The organism is Methanomassiliicoccales archaeon (genome assembly GCA_038850735.1).
Taxonomy (GTDB): domain Archaea; phylum Thermoplasmatota; class Thermoplasmata; order Methanomassiliicoccales; family JACIVX01; genus JACIVX01.
On the sequence record JAWCLO010000006.1, the window covers coordinates 1 to 19,807 of the forward strand.

The 19,807-nt window shown below is 47.8% G+C and carries 21 protein-coding genes; 15 read left to right on the plus strand and 6 right to left on the minus strand.

From position 1 onward, the window contains the following. Nucleotides 1–175 precede the first annotated feature (175 nt). From rpl18a to priS, 3 genes are all read right to left on the minus strand, one after another. The gene (gene rpl18a, locus QW087_04800) at nucleotides 176–409 is read right to left on the minus strand and encodes a 50S ribosomal protein L18Ae (protein ID MEM2944039.1); all 234 of its coding nucleotides are present in this window, start codon (nucleotides 407–409) and stop codon (nucleotides 176–178) included. 918 nt (nucleotides 410–1,327) lie between these two features. Then, complete coding sequence (locus QW087_04805) at nucleotides 1,328–2,158, minus strand: hypothetical protein (protein MEM2944040.1); 831 nt, start codon at nucleotides 2,156–2,158, stop codon at nucleotides 1,328–1,330. A 183-nt stretch (nucleotides 2,159–2,341) separates the two neighbouring features. After that, on the minus strand, nucleotides 2,342–3,559 hold the full coding sequence (priS, locus tag QW087_04810) for a DNA primase catalytic subunit PriS (GenBank protein ID MEM2944041.1): 1,218 nt from the start codon (nucleotides 3,557–3,559) through the stop codon (nucleotides 2,342–2,344). Between the two features lie 73 nt (nucleotides 3,560–3,632). On the opposite strand from priS, the gene QW087_04815 reads away from it, so the two are divergent. The 3 genes from QW087_04815 to QW087_04825 all read left to right on the plus strand — a co-directional run bounded on the left by QW087_04815 (nucleotide 3,633) and on the right by QW087_04825 (nucleotide 5,560). Continuing rightward, nucleotides 3,633–3,758: a hypothetical protein gene (locus QW087_04815; GenBank protein MEM2944042.1), complete on the plus strand. Its 126-nt coding sequence runs from the start codon at nucleotides 3,633–3,635 to the stop codon at nucleotides 3,756–3,758. A 131-nt stretch (nucleotides 3,759–3,889) separates the two neighbouring features. Continuing rightward, on the plus strand, nucleotides 3,890–4,501 hold the full coding sequence (locus tag QW087_04820) for a hypothetical protein (protein ID MEM2944043.1): 612 nt from the start codon (nucleotides 3,890–3,892) through the stop codon (nucleotides 4,499–4,501). A gap of 153 nt (nucleotides 4,502–4,654) precedes the next feature. Beyond that, on the plus strand, nucleotides 4,655–5,560 hold the full coding sequence (locus tag QW087_04825) for a zinc metalloprotease HtpX (GenBank protein ID MEM2944044.1): 906 nt from the start codon (nucleotides 4,655–4,657) through the stop codon (nucleotides 5,558–5,560). A gap of 199 nt (nucleotides 5,561–5,759) precedes the next feature. Here QW087_04825 and QW087_04830 read toward each other — a convergent pair whose 3' ends face one another. Both QW087_04830 and hxlA read right to left on the minus strand, forming a co-directional pair. Then, nucleotides 5,760–6,452, minus strand: coding sequence for a PHP domain-containing protein (locus tag QW087_04830; protein ID MEM2944045.1), 693 nt, complete (start codon nucleotides 6,450–6,452; stop codon nucleotides 5,760–5,762). Next, on the minus strand, nucleotides 6,434–7,729 hold the full coding sequence (hxlA, locus tag QW087_04835) for a 3-hexulose-6-phosphate synthase (protein MEM2944046.1): 1,296 nt from the start codon (nucleotides 7,727–7,729) through the stop codon (nucleotides 6,434–6,436). Before hxlA ends, QW087_04830 begins: the two co-directional genes overlap by 19 nt. Nucleotides 7,730–8,008: 279 nt before the next feature. Between hxlA and QW087_04840 the strand changes: the two genes are divergently transcribed. From QW087_04840 to QW087_04880, 9 genes are all read left to right on the plus strand, one after another. Continuing rightward, nucleotides 8,009–8,263, plus strand: a complete 255-nt coding sequence (locus QW087_04840) for a hypothetical protein (protein MEM2944047.1) — start codon at nucleotides 8,009–8,011, stop codon at nucleotides 8,261–8,263. 124 nt (nucleotides 8,264–8,387) lie between these two features. Continuing rightward, complete coding sequence (locus QW087_04845) at nucleotides 8,388–8,612, plus strand: hypothetical protein (protein MEM2944048.1); 225 nt, start codon at nucleotides 8,388–8,390, stop codon at nucleotides 8,610–8,612. 59 nt (nucleotides 8,613–8,671) lie between these two features. Further along, nucleotides 8,672–9,610, plus strand: coding sequence for a helical backbone metal receptor (locus QW087_04850; protein MEM2944049.1), 939 nt, complete (start codon nucleotides 8,672–8,674; stop codon nucleotides 9,608–9,610). Between the two features lie 13 nt (nucleotides 9,611–9,623). After that, on the plus strand, nucleotides 9,624–10,331 hold the full coding sequence (locus QW087_04855) for a radical SAM protein (protein ID MEM2944050.1): 708 nt from the start codon (nucleotides 9,624–9,626) through the stop codon (nucleotides 10,329–10,331). Then, nucleotides 10,332–11,384: an iron chelate uptake ABC transporter family permease subunit gene (locus QW087_04860; GenBank protein ID MEM2944051.1), complete on the plus strand. Its 1,053-nt coding sequence runs from the start codon at nucleotides 10,332–10,334 to the stop codon at nucleotides 11,382–11,384. A gap of 8 nt (nucleotides 11,385–11,392) precedes the next feature. Beyond that, nucleotides 11,393–12,166 (plus strand): ABC transporter ATP-binding protein, encoded by a 774-nt coding sequence (locus QW087_04865; protein MEM2944052.1) that lies wholly within the window; start codon nucleotides 11,393–11,395, stop codon nucleotides 12,164–12,166. A 142-nt stretch (nucleotides 12,167–12,308) separates the two neighbouring features. Continuing rightward, the gene (locus tag QW087_04870) at nucleotides 12,309–13,130 is read left to right on the plus strand and encodes an ATPase domain-containing protein (protein MEM2944053.1); all 822 of its coding nucleotides are present in this window, start codon (nucleotides 12,309–12,311) and stop codon (nucleotides 13,128–13,130) included. Next, complete coding sequence (locus tag QW087_04875) at nucleotides 13,127–13,717, plus strand: hypothetical protein (protein MEM2944054.1); 591 nt, start codon at nucleotides 13,127–13,129, stop codon at nucleotides 13,715–13,717. Before QW087_04870 ends, QW087_04875 begins: the two co-directional genes overlap by 4 nt. A 355-nt stretch (nucleotides 13,718–14,072) precedes the next feature. Next, a complete protein-coding gene (locus QW087_04880; GenBank protein ID MEM2944055.1) occupies nucleotides 14,073–14,552 on the plus strand; it encodes a type IV pilin N-terminal domain-containing protein in 480 nt (159 codons plus the stop codon). Nucleotides 14,553–15,757: 1,205 nt separating this feature from the next. On the opposite strand, the gene QW087_04885 is transcribed toward QW087_04880, so the two are convergent. Then, entirely contained in the window at nucleotides 15,758–16,258 is a 501-nt protein-coding gene (locus tag QW087_04885) for an RDD family protein (GenBank protein ID MEM2944056.1), read from the minus strand. Nucleotides 16,259–16,688: 430 nt separating this feature from the next. Between QW087_04885 and QW087_04890 the strand changes: the two genes are divergently transcribed. The 3 genes from QW087_04890 to QW087_04900 all read left to right on the plus strand — a co-directional run bounded on the left by QW087_04890 (nucleotide 16,689) and on the right by QW087_04900 (nucleotide 19,529). Then, on the plus strand, nucleotides 16,689–17,891 hold the full coding sequence (locus QW087_04890) for an MFS transporter (protein ID MEM2944057.1): 1,203 nt from the start codon (nucleotides 16,689–16,691) through the stop codon (nucleotides 17,889–17,891). Nucleotides 17,892–18,027: 136 nt separating this feature from the next. Continuing rightward, nucleotides 18,028–18,402 (plus strand): PadR family transcriptional regulator, encoded by a 375-nt coding sequence (locus QW087_04895; GenBank protein MEM2944058.1) that lies wholly within the window; start codon nucleotides 18,028–18,030, stop codon nucleotides 18,400–18,402. Nucleotides 18,403–18,587: 185 nt separating this feature from the next. After that, nucleotides 18,588–19,529: a permease gene (locus QW087_04900; GenBank protein MEM2944059.1), complete on the plus strand. Its 942-nt coding sequence runs from the start codon at nucleotides 18,588–18,590 to the stop codon at nucleotides 19,527–19,529. The last annotated feature ends 278 nt before the right edge of the window (nucleotides 19,530–19,807 follow it).

Sequence of the window (19,807 nt, forward strand, 5' to 3'; positions counted from 1 at the left end):
ACGGGAACGAGGACTTCGGCACCTTCTTCTGCTTTTGACACACCAGTTAGCGTGGACTTCGCCCTGAGGTGTTCCTCGATTGATGCCTGGACGATCTGCTGCTGCTCCACGAGCCCCTCGATCTGTGCTCTGTAAAGCTCGAGGAGTGCAAGCGATTCCTGTAATTCTCTTTCGCTCATTCCGTCACTCCCACAAGATATTTCACCACTGAGTTCTCAATCTCATCAGGGCTCAGCTCCCTGATCTCACTCAGCTGGATTGCTCTTCTTGGCAATCTGTGTCGGCTTCCAAGATTGCAGAACACCGTGTGGATCGCACCATCTTTATCCTTCGCCGCCACTTCGATGCTGAAGTACTGCTTGCGTTTGGGGCCAACTTTGAAAGTACCTATCACCCTGAACGCTTTCATGGAATCTCCGGTGTGTGGAAATGTTTCACTCGAATAAATATTTTGGTTAAATAATCCTCTTAATAAAGAGAAAAACACGATATGTAAGTTCACTGGGTACTCTCCTAGCGAGAAATTCCAATCGATGTCGGTAATTCGGGATCGTTGCGGACTCATGTGCATCCGTTGGGGCGTAGAATATGTGTGCATACCCCTTCCTTTAAAATCTCCAACAGAACTCCTGCTCACTGCAGATTTCCTTTTCGAAAAAATGCGAACGGCATGCCTATCAGCGACGGATGCGACCGCAGAAACTCCCTAGTATCGGAAGCATTTGCGCCCACCATCTTGAGGTTAACAGAATGGGTTTTGATCGTCGATGCTAACGCCATTCTTTGCGAGCCCGATGAAATTCAACTCTAGCGAGAGCGGATGTGGATTGCCTTTTGCTACCCTTTCAAAAGAACTCGAAGGGTATCAAGGAGATTTTCCAACCAAAGCGACTGCGAGGGACTGCATAATGTAACTAAGGGTGTTCGCGAACGCTGTTGAAAAGGGAATGGCGCCAAAAGTCTGCATCCTACTTTCTTGCGACTTGAAATGGCAAGTCGGGGCGATCGACGTCCTTACAATTTATTCTATATATGCCATTATATGCCCTTGTCATTTTCTTTGAATACCAATGCTTAGAGGCTTCTCTGCCGTAATATGATACTGGATGACGAGCGAGTGATTCATCTTGTATCGAAGAGTTCGAATCACTGACCAGCACAACCGTTTTGGGTTGAATGAGGCAGCGCGGAAATCATGCCCTTAATAGGACGTGCGTAGAGAAGGAGATCTGGGCATCGCGCTCAGATTGGGAAGAATTCTGAAATCTTCGTCGTATATAGATTGTGCTCCAAAAATACTGCTGCCCTTCGTGTCACTAATTGACAATCATTTGTAGATGGATTCCTGGGCGTATTTCCTCCGTATCAGCACGAAATAAGCGATGGCCACGCCATATACCACGATAAAGAGGAGCGCAAAGAAGGGAACGTAGTCAAGAAAAACGTGTGAGACGTTCTTGTGCAGCGTATAGGAGAGTGGCGTCTGATCACTGTCAAGATGCTCTACAACGATGTAGTACGTGCCGTATGTCGCATCTGGAAAGTCGAAAGTGATTTCTGGATTGGTTGAATTGACTGTCCATTCAAGGTAATTGATGCGGTGCAGCTTTATGAAGTTCATGTCAGAGGCGTAAGCGGGGTAATACTCAGAACTCACGACGTAAACATTGGCAGCATTCCCCTGGCTTTCGATCGTGATCCTGTTGACTGATATCAAACCAAGGTTGTCTTTATTCATGAATTCTAGAGTGCTCGATACTGTTCCGCTCGTGCTCAATGCACCTTCAATAGCGTTGAAAATAAATGGCACCCTGAGCACGGCAATGACGGCAACGCAAATCACGATGATGAGCACGCTTCTCCTTATGAAGCGCTTTGCCATGTAGGCTTTTGAGCTCATCGATTTCACAAGCCTGATTTCCAAGCTTCTGAAATAGAAGCTTTCGGCGCCAATGATCACGCCCATTAAAAGAAGGAAATATATGAACGAGTTGATAGGCAAATAGAAAGGCTTTAAAGAAAAAGCCTCAGCATTAAAGATGAGCAGAAAAACAACCACAATGGCAAAAATGACCTGTGTGATGTATAAATAGAACTTAACCCGGCGAATGCGCGTTAAGCGCCATCCGCCCTCCAATGCCTCGCGTCCGCCCTCCATTAGATTCGATACGAAGCATGATCTGGAACGAATATATATTTTTCGTTGGGTTGCTCTGACTGGCTTTGGAGGCGGTCCCAACGCTCCAGCCTTTGAGTTGGCCGATCGACATGACTAGGTGCTACAAATTGAATAAGTACTTGCGCGTGCTCGGAAATGCGGTGCAGTCGGCTTTGCCTCAACTTATGCCAGCGTCGCCTCCTTTCTGCAGATCAAAAACAATGCAGCAAAGGTTGGCACTTCTGTGTCGCCTTCAAGTACGAACCTCTCGTTCTTCAATCTGATGTCAACTCTGCGATGCACATGGATTCTCACGGGATCATCTGCAAAAATTTTGGGAACAGCATCCCGCAACGGCTCAAATTTATCGAGCCCATCCCTGTCCATTCCAACAACAACAAGACCAGTTTTTCCATGCAGCGAAAAAGGCAATCGGATAAGTCTTTTGATATCGCTTGTGACCGGCTCATCAACGTGCCCAGCCATTCTTGACTTGAGCGTATTGAAGGCAAAATTCACGAAGAGCTCTCTTATTTTGTCAGACGAGAAAACCTCAAGCGTATTCTTTTCAAAAATCCTCCTTGCTGCTGTCCAATCATCATCTGAGAGATCTTCGATCATCTTCTCAATGAGCTTATCAGGATACGACTTCAGCGCATCGTACCGTTCCTTCATCTCTTGTATGCTCAAATCTCTGATCTCATCTAGCAGTGATTCGAGACCGATTCGGAAGCGTTTGCGCCATGCGACAGAACCCAGGGGTGGGATTTTCCTCGAAATTCCCACCTTTGTGATGTGTTTGAACTGCCTCTTCTCAAAGACCTCTGTTGGAAACACCCACTCGACATCCAAATCGGTGCCTGTGATGTAGTCTACGATTTCCCTGCGCTCGTGGCTTTTGAGGCCAATAACACGCTCATCGTGTACATGGACATGGTAACCCCTACCGCCTGAGAAGACGATTCGGATGCTATCGGACGAAAATCCTAGATCGCCCATGAGGAAGTCGTCAAGGAGCCTGATAATCTCCCTCTTCACCGCCGCGAGCATATCACCGTAAGCTAGGTTTTCGGCACCTTTCAGGTGATCAGCATCGAGGTCGAAAACGAGGTCCGCTCCCAACCATTTCTTCGCTTCCATAGTGGGTGCAGAAGGGAATTCGTAATACGCAGAAGAATAGTAAACATGAGCCGGAACGCGCGAAACAAGGAATGAGTGAAGATCATTCAATTTCGAAAAGGCGATATGCCTCTGGACAAATTCCTTCTCAAAAAACATGAAGCCGAATTCACGCCGCCCGAACCTGTCTGGTGGCGGAGGAGGAGATTCGAGATAGTACTTTTTGAACTGGTTTATTATGAATTCCGTGTCATTTGAGCTAGCGGCGTGATCTGATTTCATGGTGCTTCTTGAGAATAAAATTACCAATTCTTAATAAGATTCTTGTCGGACCCCCTCCGTCGCTGCTACTCTTGTGGATTACTTTATCTGCGAGTTGATCAGAAGAGCGCTGCTTTTGAAGTTCTTCACTGGCACTCTACTTGTGCTCTTCACGCCTCGTCGAATATCAGCACTTTCTATCGAGAATGTCAGCGTTTGATTCATTTATGTGCATGCGTTGCCAATAAAAAGGAAAATAGAATCATTGGGGTCGGTTCTTCGACGACTATTGGCTAATAAACTTACATTAATATTTATTATACTTGAAAGATATGCTTTTGCTCGATACGGATGAAAGCGTTCATCAAGGTAGAGTACAGTAGCGAAGGTAAAGCACCTGCCGAAATCCAAATGATTTTCGAGGAAGCAGGCTTCAGGAAGATTGAAGGAGCACCGGTTTTTGAGATTTCTGTTGCGAGCGAAAGTGAATTTAACGAAAAGCTGGTGCAGCTCCACCAGTCTTTAAGGAATGCGGGTGTCATTTATGTTCCGTCCATGACCCGACCTGCCGAGGCACCCCAAGCCAAGGCGACAAATTACAGAGAAAGGATGGAATTGTGGCGTGTACTTGGCATTAATGTTGACGAGCTGTTGAACCTCCTTGAAATCGATGTCGAGAAGTTCAGGGCTAGAGCTGTGGAACTCGTGCGAGCCGAAATCGACCGTATAGCCGCTCAGAGAGAAAAGGAATTGAGAGAAATTCAAGAGCGCGAGCTTATAGAGAAAACGAAGAGTAAGATTGTTGAGAGTGCTAGAGTAGAAGGGGGTCAAACATTTAACGACCTACTCAGAATTGTCGGCATCGATGAAGACATGCTCTCTCATATGATCGACGAGCTTGTAGAAAAGGGCAGGATCAAGGCGGAGCAGCGGGGTCGAAAGGTTGTTTACGTAGCTTCGTGATTTCTTTCAAGTTACATTCTACCCTCGAAAACATGTGCGGTGCCACAGCTCGGTCTTGATGTAACGACCCAATATGTTTGGGGCAAATCTCGCCGAGTAATTCGATCAATCCAGATATCGGGAGATTGAGGGATAGAAATAAATAGAAGTTACATGATTGATGCGATGACAGGTGAGACAATGGGCGCTTATGTACGCACTGCGTTGCTTTTCGCATTCATGTTCGGCTTATTCATCGTCATAGGTTGGGCCATCGGTAGCCTCTTCGTAGGGAACTGGATTGCTGGAGCAATATTCTTTCTTGCCATAGCCGCCGTCATCAATCTCTTTGCTTATTTCTTCTCTTCAAAGATAGTCCTTCTCTCATATAGAGCAAAGATTGTGACGGAGAAGGAAGCGCCGAGATTGTACAGAATTGTGAAGAATGTGGCCTTTAAAGCCGACATGCCAATGCCGAAAGTCGCTATCATACCGAGTGAAACTCCAAACGCATTTGCAACTGGCCGCAATCCGAACAACGCGGTCGTGGCTGCTACTGAAGGAATCCTCAAGACTCTCAATGACGACGAGCTCGAAGGTGTTATTGCTCATGAGTTCGCACACATCAAGGACAGGGACATCCTCGTCATGAGCATTGCCGCAACGCTGGCAGGTGCGATATCCTTCGCCGCAAGGTCTTTCTGGTACAGCATGATATTCGGAGGAGGGCAGCGGAGGGACTCGTCCGCTGCGGTAATAGCGCTCATCGTTGCCATAACGGCGCCGATCGCAGCTCTCCTCATTCAGCTCGCGATATCGAGAAGCCGTGAGTACCTCGCTGATGAGGAGGGAGCGCTGATCATCGGTAGGCCGATGAGCCTCGCGAGGGCTCTTGAGAAATTGGATGCCTACAACAAGCGGAAGCCAATTGAGTTCGGCAACCCCGCATCATCTTCTATATGGATCGTCAATCCATTTGGCTCCAGTGGGTTTTCTCGCCTCTTCTCGACGCACCCGCCAATTCCTGAGAGGATAAAGCGCCTCAAGCAGATGGCGAGCAAGATGGGAATGCCCTTCTGAGGGGTCTGAGAAATTCCTTTTCATTTTTTATATAATTTATATCTATTTGAACAAGTCGATTTTCAATTGTTTTTGCGGGCATCAAATATGTTGTGCGCGATTCTCGCATCTCCATGCGGTTCTTAAGCATGTAGAACAAGGCCGTATCACTTGTTCTCATCGATAGAACGACCTCTCCTGACATGGTGCTGTGGCCTCCTTAATAGATGAGACGATCAGAGATTCCGAGCCTTCTTGCGAACTCATATGCATTTTTCACGTTGAAAATCTCGGAGATCGTTCTATGCACGTCGGTACCGATCGAAAACTTCACAGAGCTCCTGAGTTCCGAGATGAGGTCCGCCGCTCTTTCATAATATGGAACTCCATCTCTTCTATAAATTCTGGCAGTGTTGATCTCGACGAAAAAATTGTACTCGCCGAGCTTTTTAGCGAGCTCATGAGGATCGCGGCTTGAGAAGGCAACTTCAAAATCGGGATGAGCGAGCCCGCATTGGACAGGGAGATTCGATGCGAAATCGCCAACGGTTTCGATGCTGGCGCCTCCTGCTGGAATGTTGCCAACATACTCGAATAGTGCGATGTCAAGACTCTCGAAGATCCTTCTTGGTATGCTGACGAAGTCGCATCTGTAGGGGTTCGTATCTATCTCTATACCCGCCAAGACCTCTATTGTCCCCTCATATTTTCTTCTGATGGTTTCGATCGCATCGACGTACTTTTCGAAATCTCTCAGTTTCAGGCTTCGTACCTTCGTTGTCTCAAAGTGGTCAGTTATAGCTACATGTGTAAGACCGTTTCTTGCACCCTCGAAGACTATCGTCTCGATGTCGAATAAGCCGTCAGAAAATGTGGTGTGGGTGTGGAGATTGATCACTGTACCTTTTCCCACTTCTCCAACTCCTGCACGCTCGAGAGTGTCCTCCCCTTCTTGATCTCCTCCCTTATCCTGTTCTCCCTCTCATGCACATCAACTGCTCGATTTGCAATTTCAACGGCGAGCTCCTGCGGGATGACGACGACTCCACTTTCATCCCCTACGATCCAGTCGCCAGTCCTCACCACCTGCCCCCCGCACACAATTTCGAGGCCTATACCACCGAACCCTTTAGGCTCTCCAGCTTCTGGAGTGACGTATCGAGAAAAGCACGGGAACTCCATTTCGACGATCGCGTCGACGTCCCTCACGGCCCCGTCAACAACGATGCCTGCCACGCCCTTTAGTTTGCAGCTCCACGAAGCGAGCTCGCCCCACACGGCGATGTCGCTTCCACCGGCGTCCACGACAATCACGTCGCCTTTCTGGGCGCGGTCGATGGCCTCAACAGGCTTAGCCCAGTCGCCCTTTGACGTCTGGACTGTGAGTGCACGTCCTACCATCTTTCTACCGTGTTTGATTCTCGGAACAATGCCCTTCATAACCCCCCTCTTGTGCGCCGCGTCTGCGATATTCGGCGTGGAAACGCGCGAAAATGCTTCAAAGAGCTCTTCCGAGGTGTATTTTCTTGAGAGCTCTGAGGCAACCACCACGCCCTTCTCGATCGCCTCCTTGATTTTCCTCGCGGCCTCTTTCACGTTCTCGGCCTTTATGATCCCCCCACCGACAATGATGATCGATGCGCCAGCCTTCATGTACAACGCGGCAGTTTCTGAAGTGATGCCACCAGCGACGGCAACGGGGAGGGATGTGGCTCTCGCAACAGCCTTTACAACATCAATCGGTGATTTACCTCCACGCATTTGTTCATCGATTCCCACATGGAGGCACACATACGAGGCACCGAGCGCCTCGACTTCCTTTGCCCTCTCCGCCTTATCTGCGACATTCATGAGGTCGACCATGATTTGCGTCCCGTACTTCCGGCCAGTGAGAACAGCCTCGGAAATGGTCCCGTCATCGGAGAGACCCATCACCGTTACGACGTCGGCGCCCGCTTTCGCTGCAATCTCCACTTCGAATCCCCCGACATCCATCGTCTTCATATCTGCAACGAGCACACGGTCTGGAAATTCTTTCTTGAGTGCCCTGAGGCATTCGGCCCCCTCGCTCTTGATCAGGGGGGTGCCCGCCTCTACCCAATCAGCGCCCCCTTCGACTGCCTCCTTTCCTATCTCAATCGCTCTTTTGAGATGCATCATATCCAGCGCAACTTGAAGAACTGGTTTCATCGCCATTCGATAGGCGCATTTCCTCTAATTAATTCTTTGAACGGTTGCCGTGGAAACGCTTCTAGCAAACAAGCGTTCTTGGTACCTGCAAAGACGTATGTGCGGGTGCGCATTTATGCGAGCATCTAAAAGATCGAAGAAGAGCGAAGTGCTCGGAAAGAAGAGGATTTCAGGGGGATCGAGGTTTTGCAAATCCTAATTCTTCCCGCCACGCGGCTAAGCGTTGCTGGAATTCGATTCCTGAAATTCTATTGAACCCTTTCTGTGAATCTTCGTAGCGTGAGGGAAAAATTAGTTGACCGCAGGACTCCGCACTGTTCTTTATTCAAGGGGGATAGGAGGATACCTCAAACCTATGAAGCGAGAGATGCGGAGTCCATGTGGTCTAGAGGGAGTTCAGAGGCATTAGCAGATAGATGGTATTCAGCAGTACTGGTCGTACCGGTTTCCAGCGTTTTCTGGCGACCTGAGGCGGAGATTCGATTCGTTATTACGATTCGTTATTTCGTGTTACTAATACACAATCCAATATAATAACTTTGGGCCCGAAGCATCGTAGCAGACTGCTTGAGGTAGCCGATTGATGTTTCTTTCATTACTCGAATGCAAGCTGGCCGGCCTCGGTCATAGCGCATGGAACGACTGAAATTCAAGTGAGTTGAGATCCCATCGTGCCTTTCGACTTCGTCGAGAATTTTGCCAGCTGACGGGATCAAAGCGCGGAAAACATGAAAAAGAAGTCGAGAGGAATCATGAACAGAAGGCATCAATCTACGCGCCGCATGTGGTACTTGTTGCGATCTTCTATGCTAGGTGCAAGCCGTGTCCATCCGAAGATATTGGTGTTTACTGCAATCTCGATTCGATTCTGAGAAGATTTTAATAGTATCGTGTTACTTATCGGATAATAGTGTTACGCACTGTTTGAATCGGGGGGCATTTATGAATAAGAATTACGTGAAAGCAACATATACAATTGTCATCGCTGCAATCGTCATCCTGGCGTTTGCTGGGGGATATTATCTAGCAAAATCATCAACACCCGAGACGCCAGTATACGAAGGGGCTAATCGAATCGTATCGCTTTCCGCTGCCTGTACGGAAATTATCGTAGCGCTCGGAGCAGGGGATAAGCTTGTTGGCGTTGACCAGGACAGCATTAATTATGCAAATGCCGGCAATGAGAGCTTCGAGAATGCGCCAGGCGAGCTCGAAGAATATCCGTCGGTAGTTTCAAACAAAACGAACGTTGGCAAAGCATCGAATCCGAGCATGGAAACCATCGTGAGTTTAAATCCAGATATCGTCTTTGCTTGGTGGTACAACACCGAGGTGAACAAAAAGATCGGAGATCTGGGAATACCAGTGATCACGGTCAATCCGCAGTCCGTTGAAAATGTAACAATCCTTGTGAGAACAATCGGCTCGCTTGTCGGCAAAGCAGCCGAAGCTGAGGATGTGATTGCGGAAATGAATGAGAGAATCCAGGCAGTTGTAGATAAAGTTTCAGCGCTCTCTGACGACGAGAAACCACTCGTTTATTATGAGCTGGGAACGCCTCTGAAAACCGTCGGGCCAGGAACATTTACACATGAACTTATAACGATGGCAGGAGGAATAAACATTGCCGCCAACGAAAGCGCAAGGTATCCGCTGCTCAGTAACGAATACATTCTAGAAAAAAATCCAGACATCATCGTCATCGTGAGCTACGGCGCCTCCATCGAAGCGGTCAAGAGCAGGAGTGGCTGGGCGACGATCAGTGCAGTGCAGAATGATGAAGTATATAAGATCGAGAGCGGGTGGCTGACGGCGAGCCCACGATTGGTTCTCGGACTCGAGCAACTTGCCAAGTGGTTCCATCCCGGACTCTTTGACTGATGGTGCATCTCGTATGGCGATCTACAGAATCACCTTCTCCCGCGAATATGGGCGAGTGAGCCTTTACAACTGGGGTTGCAATTTCAGTTGTAAGGGATGCTGCTACAGCATTCTGTCGATTCCAAACGAGAAGAAGATCCCGCTGGAACGCGTGAAGAAGGTTTTGCTGGAGCTCAATCCGACTCGGGTACACTTCCTCGGCGGTGAGCCGACGACAAATCCAGATTTGCCGGAGCTGGCGCGCTTCTGTCACGAAGAGCTCCGCGCCTATACAAAAATAGGGCATTCGAATGGATCGAACATGCCGCCGAGGCACATCGATGCTGTCTCGGTAAGCATTAAAGCCATCACCGATGAGATTCACCGCGAATACACTGGTGCTTCGAACGCACGCGTGCTTGATAATTTTATGAGGATGTACGAAAGAGGCATCAAGGTCGATGCGAGCAGTGTTTACATCCCTGGTTACATCGATTGCGATGAGATTGAAAGGATCGCGAAATTCATTTCCGCCATTGATCCAGAAATTCCCTACCACATCGTTGGGTACGTTCCGGTTCCAGGATCCCAGTGGAGAAACCCGCTGGCGGAGGAGGTGCAGGCGGCTGCAAGAGTTGCAAGAAAGTACTTATCAAACGTCACCTTTTCCTGCCTTACCCGCGAAAGGCTGCTGGATTTGAGATCAACAGACCCGCGCTTCAAGAGTGCTGTGGTGGCTTAATTGAACACGAGGAGCATCGACGAGCTTTACGCGCAGAAGAAAGTCAAGAGGCTTATTATTATTATATCATTAATTGCAGTGCTTTTCGTTCTCGTCATTCTGGTTATGTGCGTAGGGCCGGTGAAAATATCGCCCTTTACCGTTATTGAGATTCTCTTCGGCACCAATTCTCCTGGACCCAGCGACGAGCTCTACAGGAAAATCGTCCTGGAGGTGCGCCTGCCCCGCGTGATCCTCAGCGGGCTTGTTGGTGCAGCTCTCTCTGTTGCTGGCGCCGCTATGCAGGCGCTCTTCCGAAATCCCATGGCAAGCCCTTACATCCTTGGCATTTCGTCGGGCGCTGCATTTGGTGCGTCTCTTGCTATGGTTTTGGGCATCGGGATGGCTCTGGGCATTTATTCGATACCGCTCTTGGCGTTTGTCTTCGCCCTTGCAACGATTTTCCTCGTTTACGAGGTGGCGAAGGTACAGGGGAGGACGCCTGTAGAAACGCTGCTGCTCACCGGCATCGCCGTCGGGTCGCTTTTCTCAGCGCTGGTCTCGTTCATGCAGTACATTGCAGGCGAGAAATTGAGCACGATCGTATTTTGGCTCATGGGTGGATTTTGGACAAGCGACTGGGATAAGGTGGCGATCGCCGCGCCTTTGATATTATTGGGCATCGTGGCCACCTCAGCGTTCAGCAGGCACCTCAACCTCATCCTCATGGGCGAGGAGACGGCGACGAATTTGGGCCTTGAGGTGGAGACATTCAAAAAGATCATACTCGTTCTCTCCTCCCTCGTTACGGCCGCTGCCGTCTCGGTGTGCGGCATCATTGGATTTGTTGGTTTGATCATTCCCCACATCATGCGCATTGTCGTCGGCCCCGACCACCGATTACTTCTGCCCGCATCGTGCATCGTCGGCGCGATATTCCTTATCTCGGTAGATACATTTGCACGTACGATCATAGAGCCTACGGAACTGCCGGTGGGCGTGATCACCGCGCTCCTTGGCGTCCCCTTCTTCCTCTACCTCCTCCGCAGGAGAAAGAGAATCACGGGGTGGTGAAGGTGCTCTTGAAAATCAAGGATGTGAGTTTTTCGTACAACAGCGTCAATGCGCTCGAAAGCGTGACTTTCGAGGCGGGAGAGGGGGAGATTACTGGCATCATAGGACCAAACGGCTCAGGAAAGACAACGCTCCTCAGGTGCATCAACCGGTCGCTCAAGCCGAAGGCGGGAACGGTCATGCTTGACGGCGCCGACCTTTCGAAAATGGATAGGGTGGAGATCGCGAAGAAGATCGGCGTGGTGCCGCAGCGAACCACGGTCTTTCCGTTTACAGTCTTTGACGTCATCCTCATGGGCAGGTTCCCTCATTTGGACGTCATGGGGGGCGAGAAGCCGGAAGATTTTGAAGTGGTAAAGAGGGCGATGACACTCACAAACACGTTGCATTTGGCGGAGAGAGTGGTCGACGAGCTGAGCGGCGGCGAACTGCAGAGGGTGATCATCGCCAGGGCGTTGGCCCAGGAGCCTGAGGTGTTGCTTCTTGACGAGCCGACGCTTCACCTCGATGTGAACCACCAGCTCGAGCTCCTTGATCTCGTGAGAAGTATCACGAAGGAGAAGAGGTTGATGACAATCCTCGTCTCTCACGACCTCAACTTAGCGGCAAGGTACTGTGACAAGCTCATTATGCTGAGCGACGGTAAGGTCCACTCTGTCGGTAGCGTTGGTGAGGTGCTGACGCCGCGGCGACTCAAGGAAGTTTTCCATGTGGACGTTGAGGTCATTTACCACGAGAAGACGAGATCTTACAACGTGATCCTCCTCTCGCCTAACGGATGAACCGAAGGGAACGTTATCATCGTTATTTATTGGCGAGGTATTAGCTACAATTCACATGATCTCCAGTAAATCACCATCTTCTCTTAGCTGGACCGTCTGATCTAGCGCCAAAGTTACTTTTAAAGCATGTGGCGGATACGCCATGAGAATCGAATTCTTGCGAGATCAACATGTATCTGATTTACTTTCATGGGGTTCCTTAGAAAATGCTATAATAGGGCAATCGAATATTGTCCAGCAAATGCAGTCATTGCAGAAGGAAAGGAAGTTGTGCGCGACCGGTATTGAGTGCCTCGACAGAATTCTTGGAGGAGGAGTCCCGGTCGGACATGTCGTGCTTGTGATCGGCGCCTCTGGCACGGGGAAGACTACATTGTCATTAGAATTTCTTATCAGAGGGGCAATCGCTAGCGAAAAGGGAATTTTCGTATCGACTGTCTCGCCTGTGGAAAAGATTCTATCGAGCATCGATCGTTTCGACTTCTTTGACAGGAAGATGCTAGAAGATGGTAGGTTGAACATTCTGCACATCGATGCTTTTGAAAGCTCCATCGGTGATGCGTTGATCCTTGATTCCTTGGAAAAAGGGATGAGGCTGGCTGATTTAATAGGGGATAAAATAAGGAAAATCAATGCGAGCAGGCTCGTTATCGATTCGTTCAGCAGTTTTTCTGGGCAGAGCAACGGCGTGCCAATAGGCCCTAAGGTACTCTCGAGGCTGAGCTCAATTCTCTTTGAGGCAAAATGTACTGCAATGGTCACCGCTGATGAGTTGAAGGGAAGCGAGCTAGCGGTGGCGGATGGAGTGATACTTATGGGCGATTTCGAGAGGCGAGGAGATTTGCTGAGGACAATGCAGGTGATCAAGATGAGGGGAGTCGACCATTCAAGATCGAGGTACGTCATTGATTTGACAAGCTGCGGGGTCTTGGCCACTCCGCTACTGAGAGGCGGCAGCAGATGAGCGCGGAAAAAAAGGATAAGGAGAGCGCTTCTCAACATGATTTAAAGAATAAGTTGAAATCTTTAGCTCCTGCTTCAGCACTCGCCTTGGAAGTTCCTATGGATAAGTATTTCGACCTCATTGCTGAGCTGATTGACAATTTCGCAAAGACGAAAAATTTGGAGTGCATCTACCTTCTTGCATCCCTGCCATCTTCCACCATGATCAACGCATTGGAAGCGTTGAGCGTTGATACCGCAAGGATCCGCTTTATCGATTGCGTGACCAGGATGATTTTCGGAGAAGCAGCTCCGTCGGGAGCGATCGATTACATCGAAAGACCAACGATGTTAGAGAACATCATTCTGAAGGTTGATTATTTCATGCGGAAGAATACAGCGAAAAATCCCCTCGTCATCATCGATTCTATTAACGCGCTAGAGGCGCACAACGGTTTAGGTATCCTTTCGGAGTTTTTGCAAGTGCTGCTGAACATGCTGAGGTCGAAAGGAGCGCACTCTGTGCTCATGTTTATCAAAGAGCAGACGAAGGACGAAGCGAGGGAAACGCTCTCGCTGCTCGTAGACGAATATGTAGATTTTTCGTGATAGATGTTTTGTGGCGATCGCCTTATATCCGCTACAGATCTTTTTTTGAGGAAGTCGAGTTGTGATTATGCATTGATCGAAGCTGAATCCTCGAGCGATTTCGAGAAATTTCGCAAAACGAGGGGACCCATGTACAGTTCTTCAATCTGATGACAGCTTCGTAATATTATTAACGCTTCATTCATGAATTCCAAAAGGTTCTTCATTTCGACAATAGTCGAATTTTATATTATCAGTAGTTCGCCATCAGTCGATTTCGTGCAATCTGAATTGATATCTAAATAGAAAGTTTTATAATCAACGATACAAAAATATCTACCAACGTAGGCTTGGCCTACGATAGGAGGACAAAAGAATGAAAAGGATTTGGAAAATGAGAAGGGATTCTGAAGCAGTTTCCCCAGTCATCGCGACGATCCTCATGGTGGCCATTACTGTTGTATTGGCCGCTGTGCTGTACGTCATGGTGATGGGATTCGGAGGGCCGTCTTCGAATCCACCAATTGCAGCGCTAAATTATGAGAAAACCGCGGAAAACACTTACAAAATCAGTGTAATCTCAATTGACCGAGAGGTATTCTGGTCTGATTGCAAGCTCGCAGTCGTTAATAACACTGCTTCAGATACATCAGAATTACTGTCAGGTGGGACTGTATCAGGAATCGCGCCCGCTGTTGCTTACTCGGTAGAATTAATCGATCTTGGAACTGGTGCGAAGGTCGGAGCTGGTGATTACTTCGTTATTAAAACCCAGGCAGATCATACCTACACGATAAGCATACTGTACGGCACGAAGGAAGACGCCATTGGAACTGTGACCTTCACTGCGACCTGATGGCGGTGCAGTTCAACAAATTATTTCAACGCCTTTCAATAATTTTAATTTTTTTTTGAAGATCTCTTTAAACTGACAAGATCTAGAAAGCTGCTGTTTGGCTTTATCTTGTGAAAAGTTCATGAGTTAAGAATGAACTACAAATATTTCTTAGCGCGTCATTATCGTTTTATTCAATATTGTTGATTATTAATATTAATCGTGAAATGTTTTATAATGTTTCCCAATATTATGCAACAACATCCGATTTAAATTTACGGGATGAGGTTGCAATGGGCGATATACTAAAACGGGGATTGAAACCAACTTTCTTTAGTTCGGAAGGGATTAATCGAATTTGCTATATCAGCCAGTCTACTATCACAATGATCGAAAATTATTCACATCGTTTAAGTGATGACGAATTCTAGATTTCAAATCTGAACCCTATCGATAAGCATTATGGTACCTTGCTTTACAATCTTTAGGGAATTGAAGTGCTATTGCCTTGATATCCTGATGAAAAAATCAATAGCTATTCATCTGATGCTTGTACCAAATAATAACTGAAATCCTAATGCGAATAAAAATGAGCACATTTGCATAATATTCTATAAATAATCAACTTGACTTAGAACTATTTGGATGCTAGCATGTTCCTTGATTCTTTTACGACATGCGTACTAAATGTATAGTAATCTCACACATTTCTCGTGGCGGCTCTCCTGTAGGCAAGCGATTCTTGCTCGCCGCAGATGGAGATTTGATTATTCAATCTATCTCGAGCAGTCTGGACTGAATGCTCTCTTGTCACAAAATTGAAGGAAGCCATGGTCATCAAAAATTCCATCCGATGAAATGAATAACAATAATTAGTTTTGTAAATCTGGTGTAATTTGCTCGATAATACTGGCTTTAATCATTCGCGAATAATACCGATGCAAGTTTATTTCTTATGGAAAGTTCGTGAAAAAAAGCATAATACTCCTCAGTTACCATATGTATATAAATTTGATTTATTATGATCGTTTCATTATAATAATATGCTAAATTTTTTTATTCAACAATCCCGAAGCCAGCAATAGCTCTTCCTAACAGCATTAGAAAGTAATTACACCTTATAATGATCAGCTCATTAAACTGGATTTCTGATAGTGTGGGGATGGGCTACGTATTGCGGTTGTACCGAATTTAAGATAGTTTATTGTAATCTTGCAATCAAGGGCTTATTTTGCTCTTAGCCATCCTATGAGGCGCTTCTGCTTACTCGCCACATTCATGATTTTTTTCACTTCTGGTGAAAACACAATTACCGATGTGCCTGCGACGGTATCGCTCCACCTCTGCCTCGGATCTCCTTCAATTGCAAGCCCCACCAAGACATCGAGAGGGAGGAATATGTACCAGAAGATCTTAGGTACGCTTCTGATGAAAGTCTTACTTAAGGAAAGCTCTTCCCCATCTTTCACAGGTATGACTTTGAGGCTCAGCAACTTTTTGCCTATGGTCTTTGCATAAACACCTTCAAGAACGCCGCTGTATACAAACCATGCCACTCCAGCAAGCACACCAGCGAAAATGTCTTTGTAGGGAACGACAACATGAGAAAGGGCTATCCTGATCGGTATGAACAGTATGAGGGCATCGATAACCGCGGCAACAATTCTACGAAGCCAATGTCTTCTCAAAGCACTGCTGTGCTCCAAAAGATCGTATCCTGTCGGCATCCCATCCACCTGATATCATCATTACTTGTTTTTGATTAAATACTTTGCTGAAGGCGATTTGTTCTGCGGTACCATCACGCAAATGAGTTCAACGAGCCAAACTGCGAAGTCAAGTGGAATATTGTGAGATTCAAGAGCTGTATTTCTTCATTTACTGGACCCAGGAAAAATCCGTTCTTCATCGAAAGCACGTCGGCCAGGCATGCTTCCTTGCGGATCCATAACCGCAAATTGCGCATCTTCAATGAAAGATGAAAATCGTTGCCACTCAGCTCGCCCGTCTCTCTTCACATTTCTGTGCTGGGTTTATCATCATCGTGGCGCTCTCTCAATAAAGAGACGCATAAGTTAAATTTAACGCTCTTCGAACGATGAGCTATGGCATTCCCCTATGAAATCATCGCAACAAAAAGTATAGATTTGAATCGTCATGTCGCTGCAAATGGACGGAAGACGAAAGGGCAGGCTGACGCTCGCAATGCAGGTCATTGTATTGCTGGGGCTCGTGAGCCTGCTAGGCGACATCATCTACGAAGGAGCGAGGAGTATTACCGGGCCTTACCTTGCGGTTCTAGGGGCGAGCGCAGCGGTTGTCGGTTTCGTATCGGGCATCGGCGAATTCATTGGATACGCGGTGAGGCTTCTGTCGGGATACCTTGCCGATCGAACAGAAAGATACTGGGTGATGACGTTCCTCGGCTATGGCCTTCTCGTTTCAATCCCCCTGCTTGCCGTGGCAGGCCGATGGGAGATTGCAGCAATTCTGATAGTAACTGAGAGAATGGGAAAGGCTATCAGAACTCCTTCAAGGGACGCAATTCTGTCTCATGCCACGAAAGAGGTGGGGAGGGGGTGGGGGTTTGGAATTCATGAAGCCCTCGACCAGGTAGGTGCTATCATAGGCCCTCTGATTTTCACAGTCGTGTTCATCCTCAAAGGGAGTTATGAGCAGGGATTTGCCCTGATGGCAATTCCGCTCATCCTCATGATAATCGTTCTCTTCATCGCAATGCGCAAGGCGCCGATCCCCTCGAAGCTCGAATCCGAAGAAAAGAACGATTCCGACGACGGAAGGAACAGCTTGCCGAGAACTTTCTGGCTCTACACGATTTTTATCGCTCTCTCCGTACTCGGCTTCGCGCATTTTCAGATAATTTCATATCACATGAAGATCGAGTCAGTCGTGCCCGATGCCGAGATTCCGCTTTTCTACGCGGTCGCCATGGGTATTGATGCGGCCGTTGCGCTGCTTGTCGGTAGATTTTATGATAAAATTGGATTGTGCACCGTCGCCCTCATTCCTCTTCTGACAATCCCCATTCCGTTCCTAGCATTCACGACTTCTTACATTGCGATACTCTTCGGTACCGTGTTGTGGGGTGCCGTGATGGGGGTACAGGAAACGATCATGAGGGCAGCGATCGCAGATATTTCCCCTTTGAGGAGAAGGGGGTTTTCATACGGCGTTTTCAACACTGCGTACGGTGCATCGTGGTTCGTTGGCAGCACGATCATCGGCATTCTTTACGAAATCTCGATTTTCTGGATTTATCTGCTCGTGCTTGCAACTCAGATACTGTCGTTAGTAATCTTCTATCCGGTCGTTCGATGTCGCCCCAAGCAAGGGGCTTAGAGCAATGCCAGTGGAGACAGCGAGCATCTCCGTGTTTGGACGTCATATCTGATCGAAAGTTTTCAAAGAGTAGAGAAACATTATATATAGGAGATCTTCATATATCATATAGAACATCATAATATGGAGAAACTGCATGCCAGACCTTGCAGATGGTAATTACTGGAAATCCATGATGAACATGGCCCTCACGAAATTCCTCGTACTGAGGTGTCTCTATCAACAGCCGTCGCACGGCTATGTAATTCTGGAGAAGCTCAGAGCTTTCACGGAAGGCTGTTGCACGCCCACTTATGGAGGCATTTATCCAATTCTCAGAGAACTTGTAAAAGAGGGATACGCGTCGGTCGAAAGCGAAACGGTTGATGGGAGGGAGCGAAAAGTCTACGCGCTCACGGACAGGGGAAGGAGGGCATACGAGTGCGCGCTTTCTACATGGAAAGAGGTTATTCCATACCTGCAGAAGGCTGTGGATGAGATGAAGCGCGATACGCCCGATCAGACGGCATAGTCTGGAAATGTACAAAAAAGGAGGGTTGGTTCGTGTCAGAAGAAAAGAAAGGCATCAAAGAAAAGCTATCGAAGTCAAGAAAGGGCTGTTGCGGTGTAAAGATCGTTCCGAAGGAAGAAGCAGAAAAGGCTGAAAAATAGCCTTGGGAAATCATTCCAGTTTCCATAGGATAGAAGGGATAACAAATGAGCGAAATGATAGGCAGTTTAGCGCAAGCTGGGGAGTTCTTTGTCATCATCATGCTCGAGCTAACCCTGCTCTTTCTCGGGATCACATTCCTTGTTGGGATCATGCAGGAATATGTTCCTGAAGAGAAGATCAAGAAAGCTCTTGGCGCAGGCAAGAGAAAAGCGGTTGGAAGCGTTTTTGGTGCGTTTTTCGGGGCGCTCACGCCATTTTGCTCCTGCTCGACAATTCCCATATTTGTAGGCCTGATCGACGCGGGCGTGCCGTTTGCCATAGCTATGTCGTTTCTCATCGCATCTCCTCTGCTCAATCCCATCATCATCGGTCTCCTGCTTCTGCTCCTCGGCACCACCATTACATTGATCTATGCTCTTGTCAGCTTCACATTTGCCGTCGGCGTTGGCTTATTGCTCGATGCCGTGGGATTTGAGAAGCACTTGAAATCTGTGACTGTGGTGGGAAAGGAGGAGAGGGAGATCGTTGCAACAGGGGGGAATTCAACCTTCTGGCAGAGGCACGGTCCAAGGCTGAGGAGAGCAGGGAGCTTCGCGTGGTCGCTCTTCCTGCACATGTTTCCATATCTGCTTGTCGGCGCTGGTATCGGTGCTTTCATCTACGGCTTCGTGCCGCAGGACTTCATCGTTCAGTACGCCGGTCCCGGAAATCCCTTTTCAATTCCAGTGGCTGCAGTCATCGGCGTGCCCATGTACATCAGGGCTGAGACGATCATTCCGATAGGCTTCGTGCTCGTTGAAAAGGGCATGAGCGTCGGCACGGCAATAGCACTCATCATCGGAGGTGCCGGCGCGAGCATTCCAGAGTTGATGATGCTGGCCGGAATTTTCAAGAGGAAGTTATTGATCGCATTCATCGCCGTCGTTATTGGGGTCGCGATTGCAGCTGGTTATCTTTCGGATTTTCTTATCATGATCATGAAGTGAAAAGGAAGCATTGATATCTCGTAAGCGTTGAATTGATGTGTCCGCGGGGATGCTAGAATATTGAAAATGATAATGACTCATCGACTTCTCCACTTATTTGAGGAGGCTTGAAAAGCAAACGCCAAATTTGATTTTTTTAATCACCTATATATTAGCAAATCTGGGTGTGAGTGAGTGCACTGAACATGTAATATTATGAATATCAATGGCTTGCGCTTGCATCGCGCTGTTATCGAATGAAAGTGTTATGGAACGATTTCGCTGGAGTAAGTTATCGT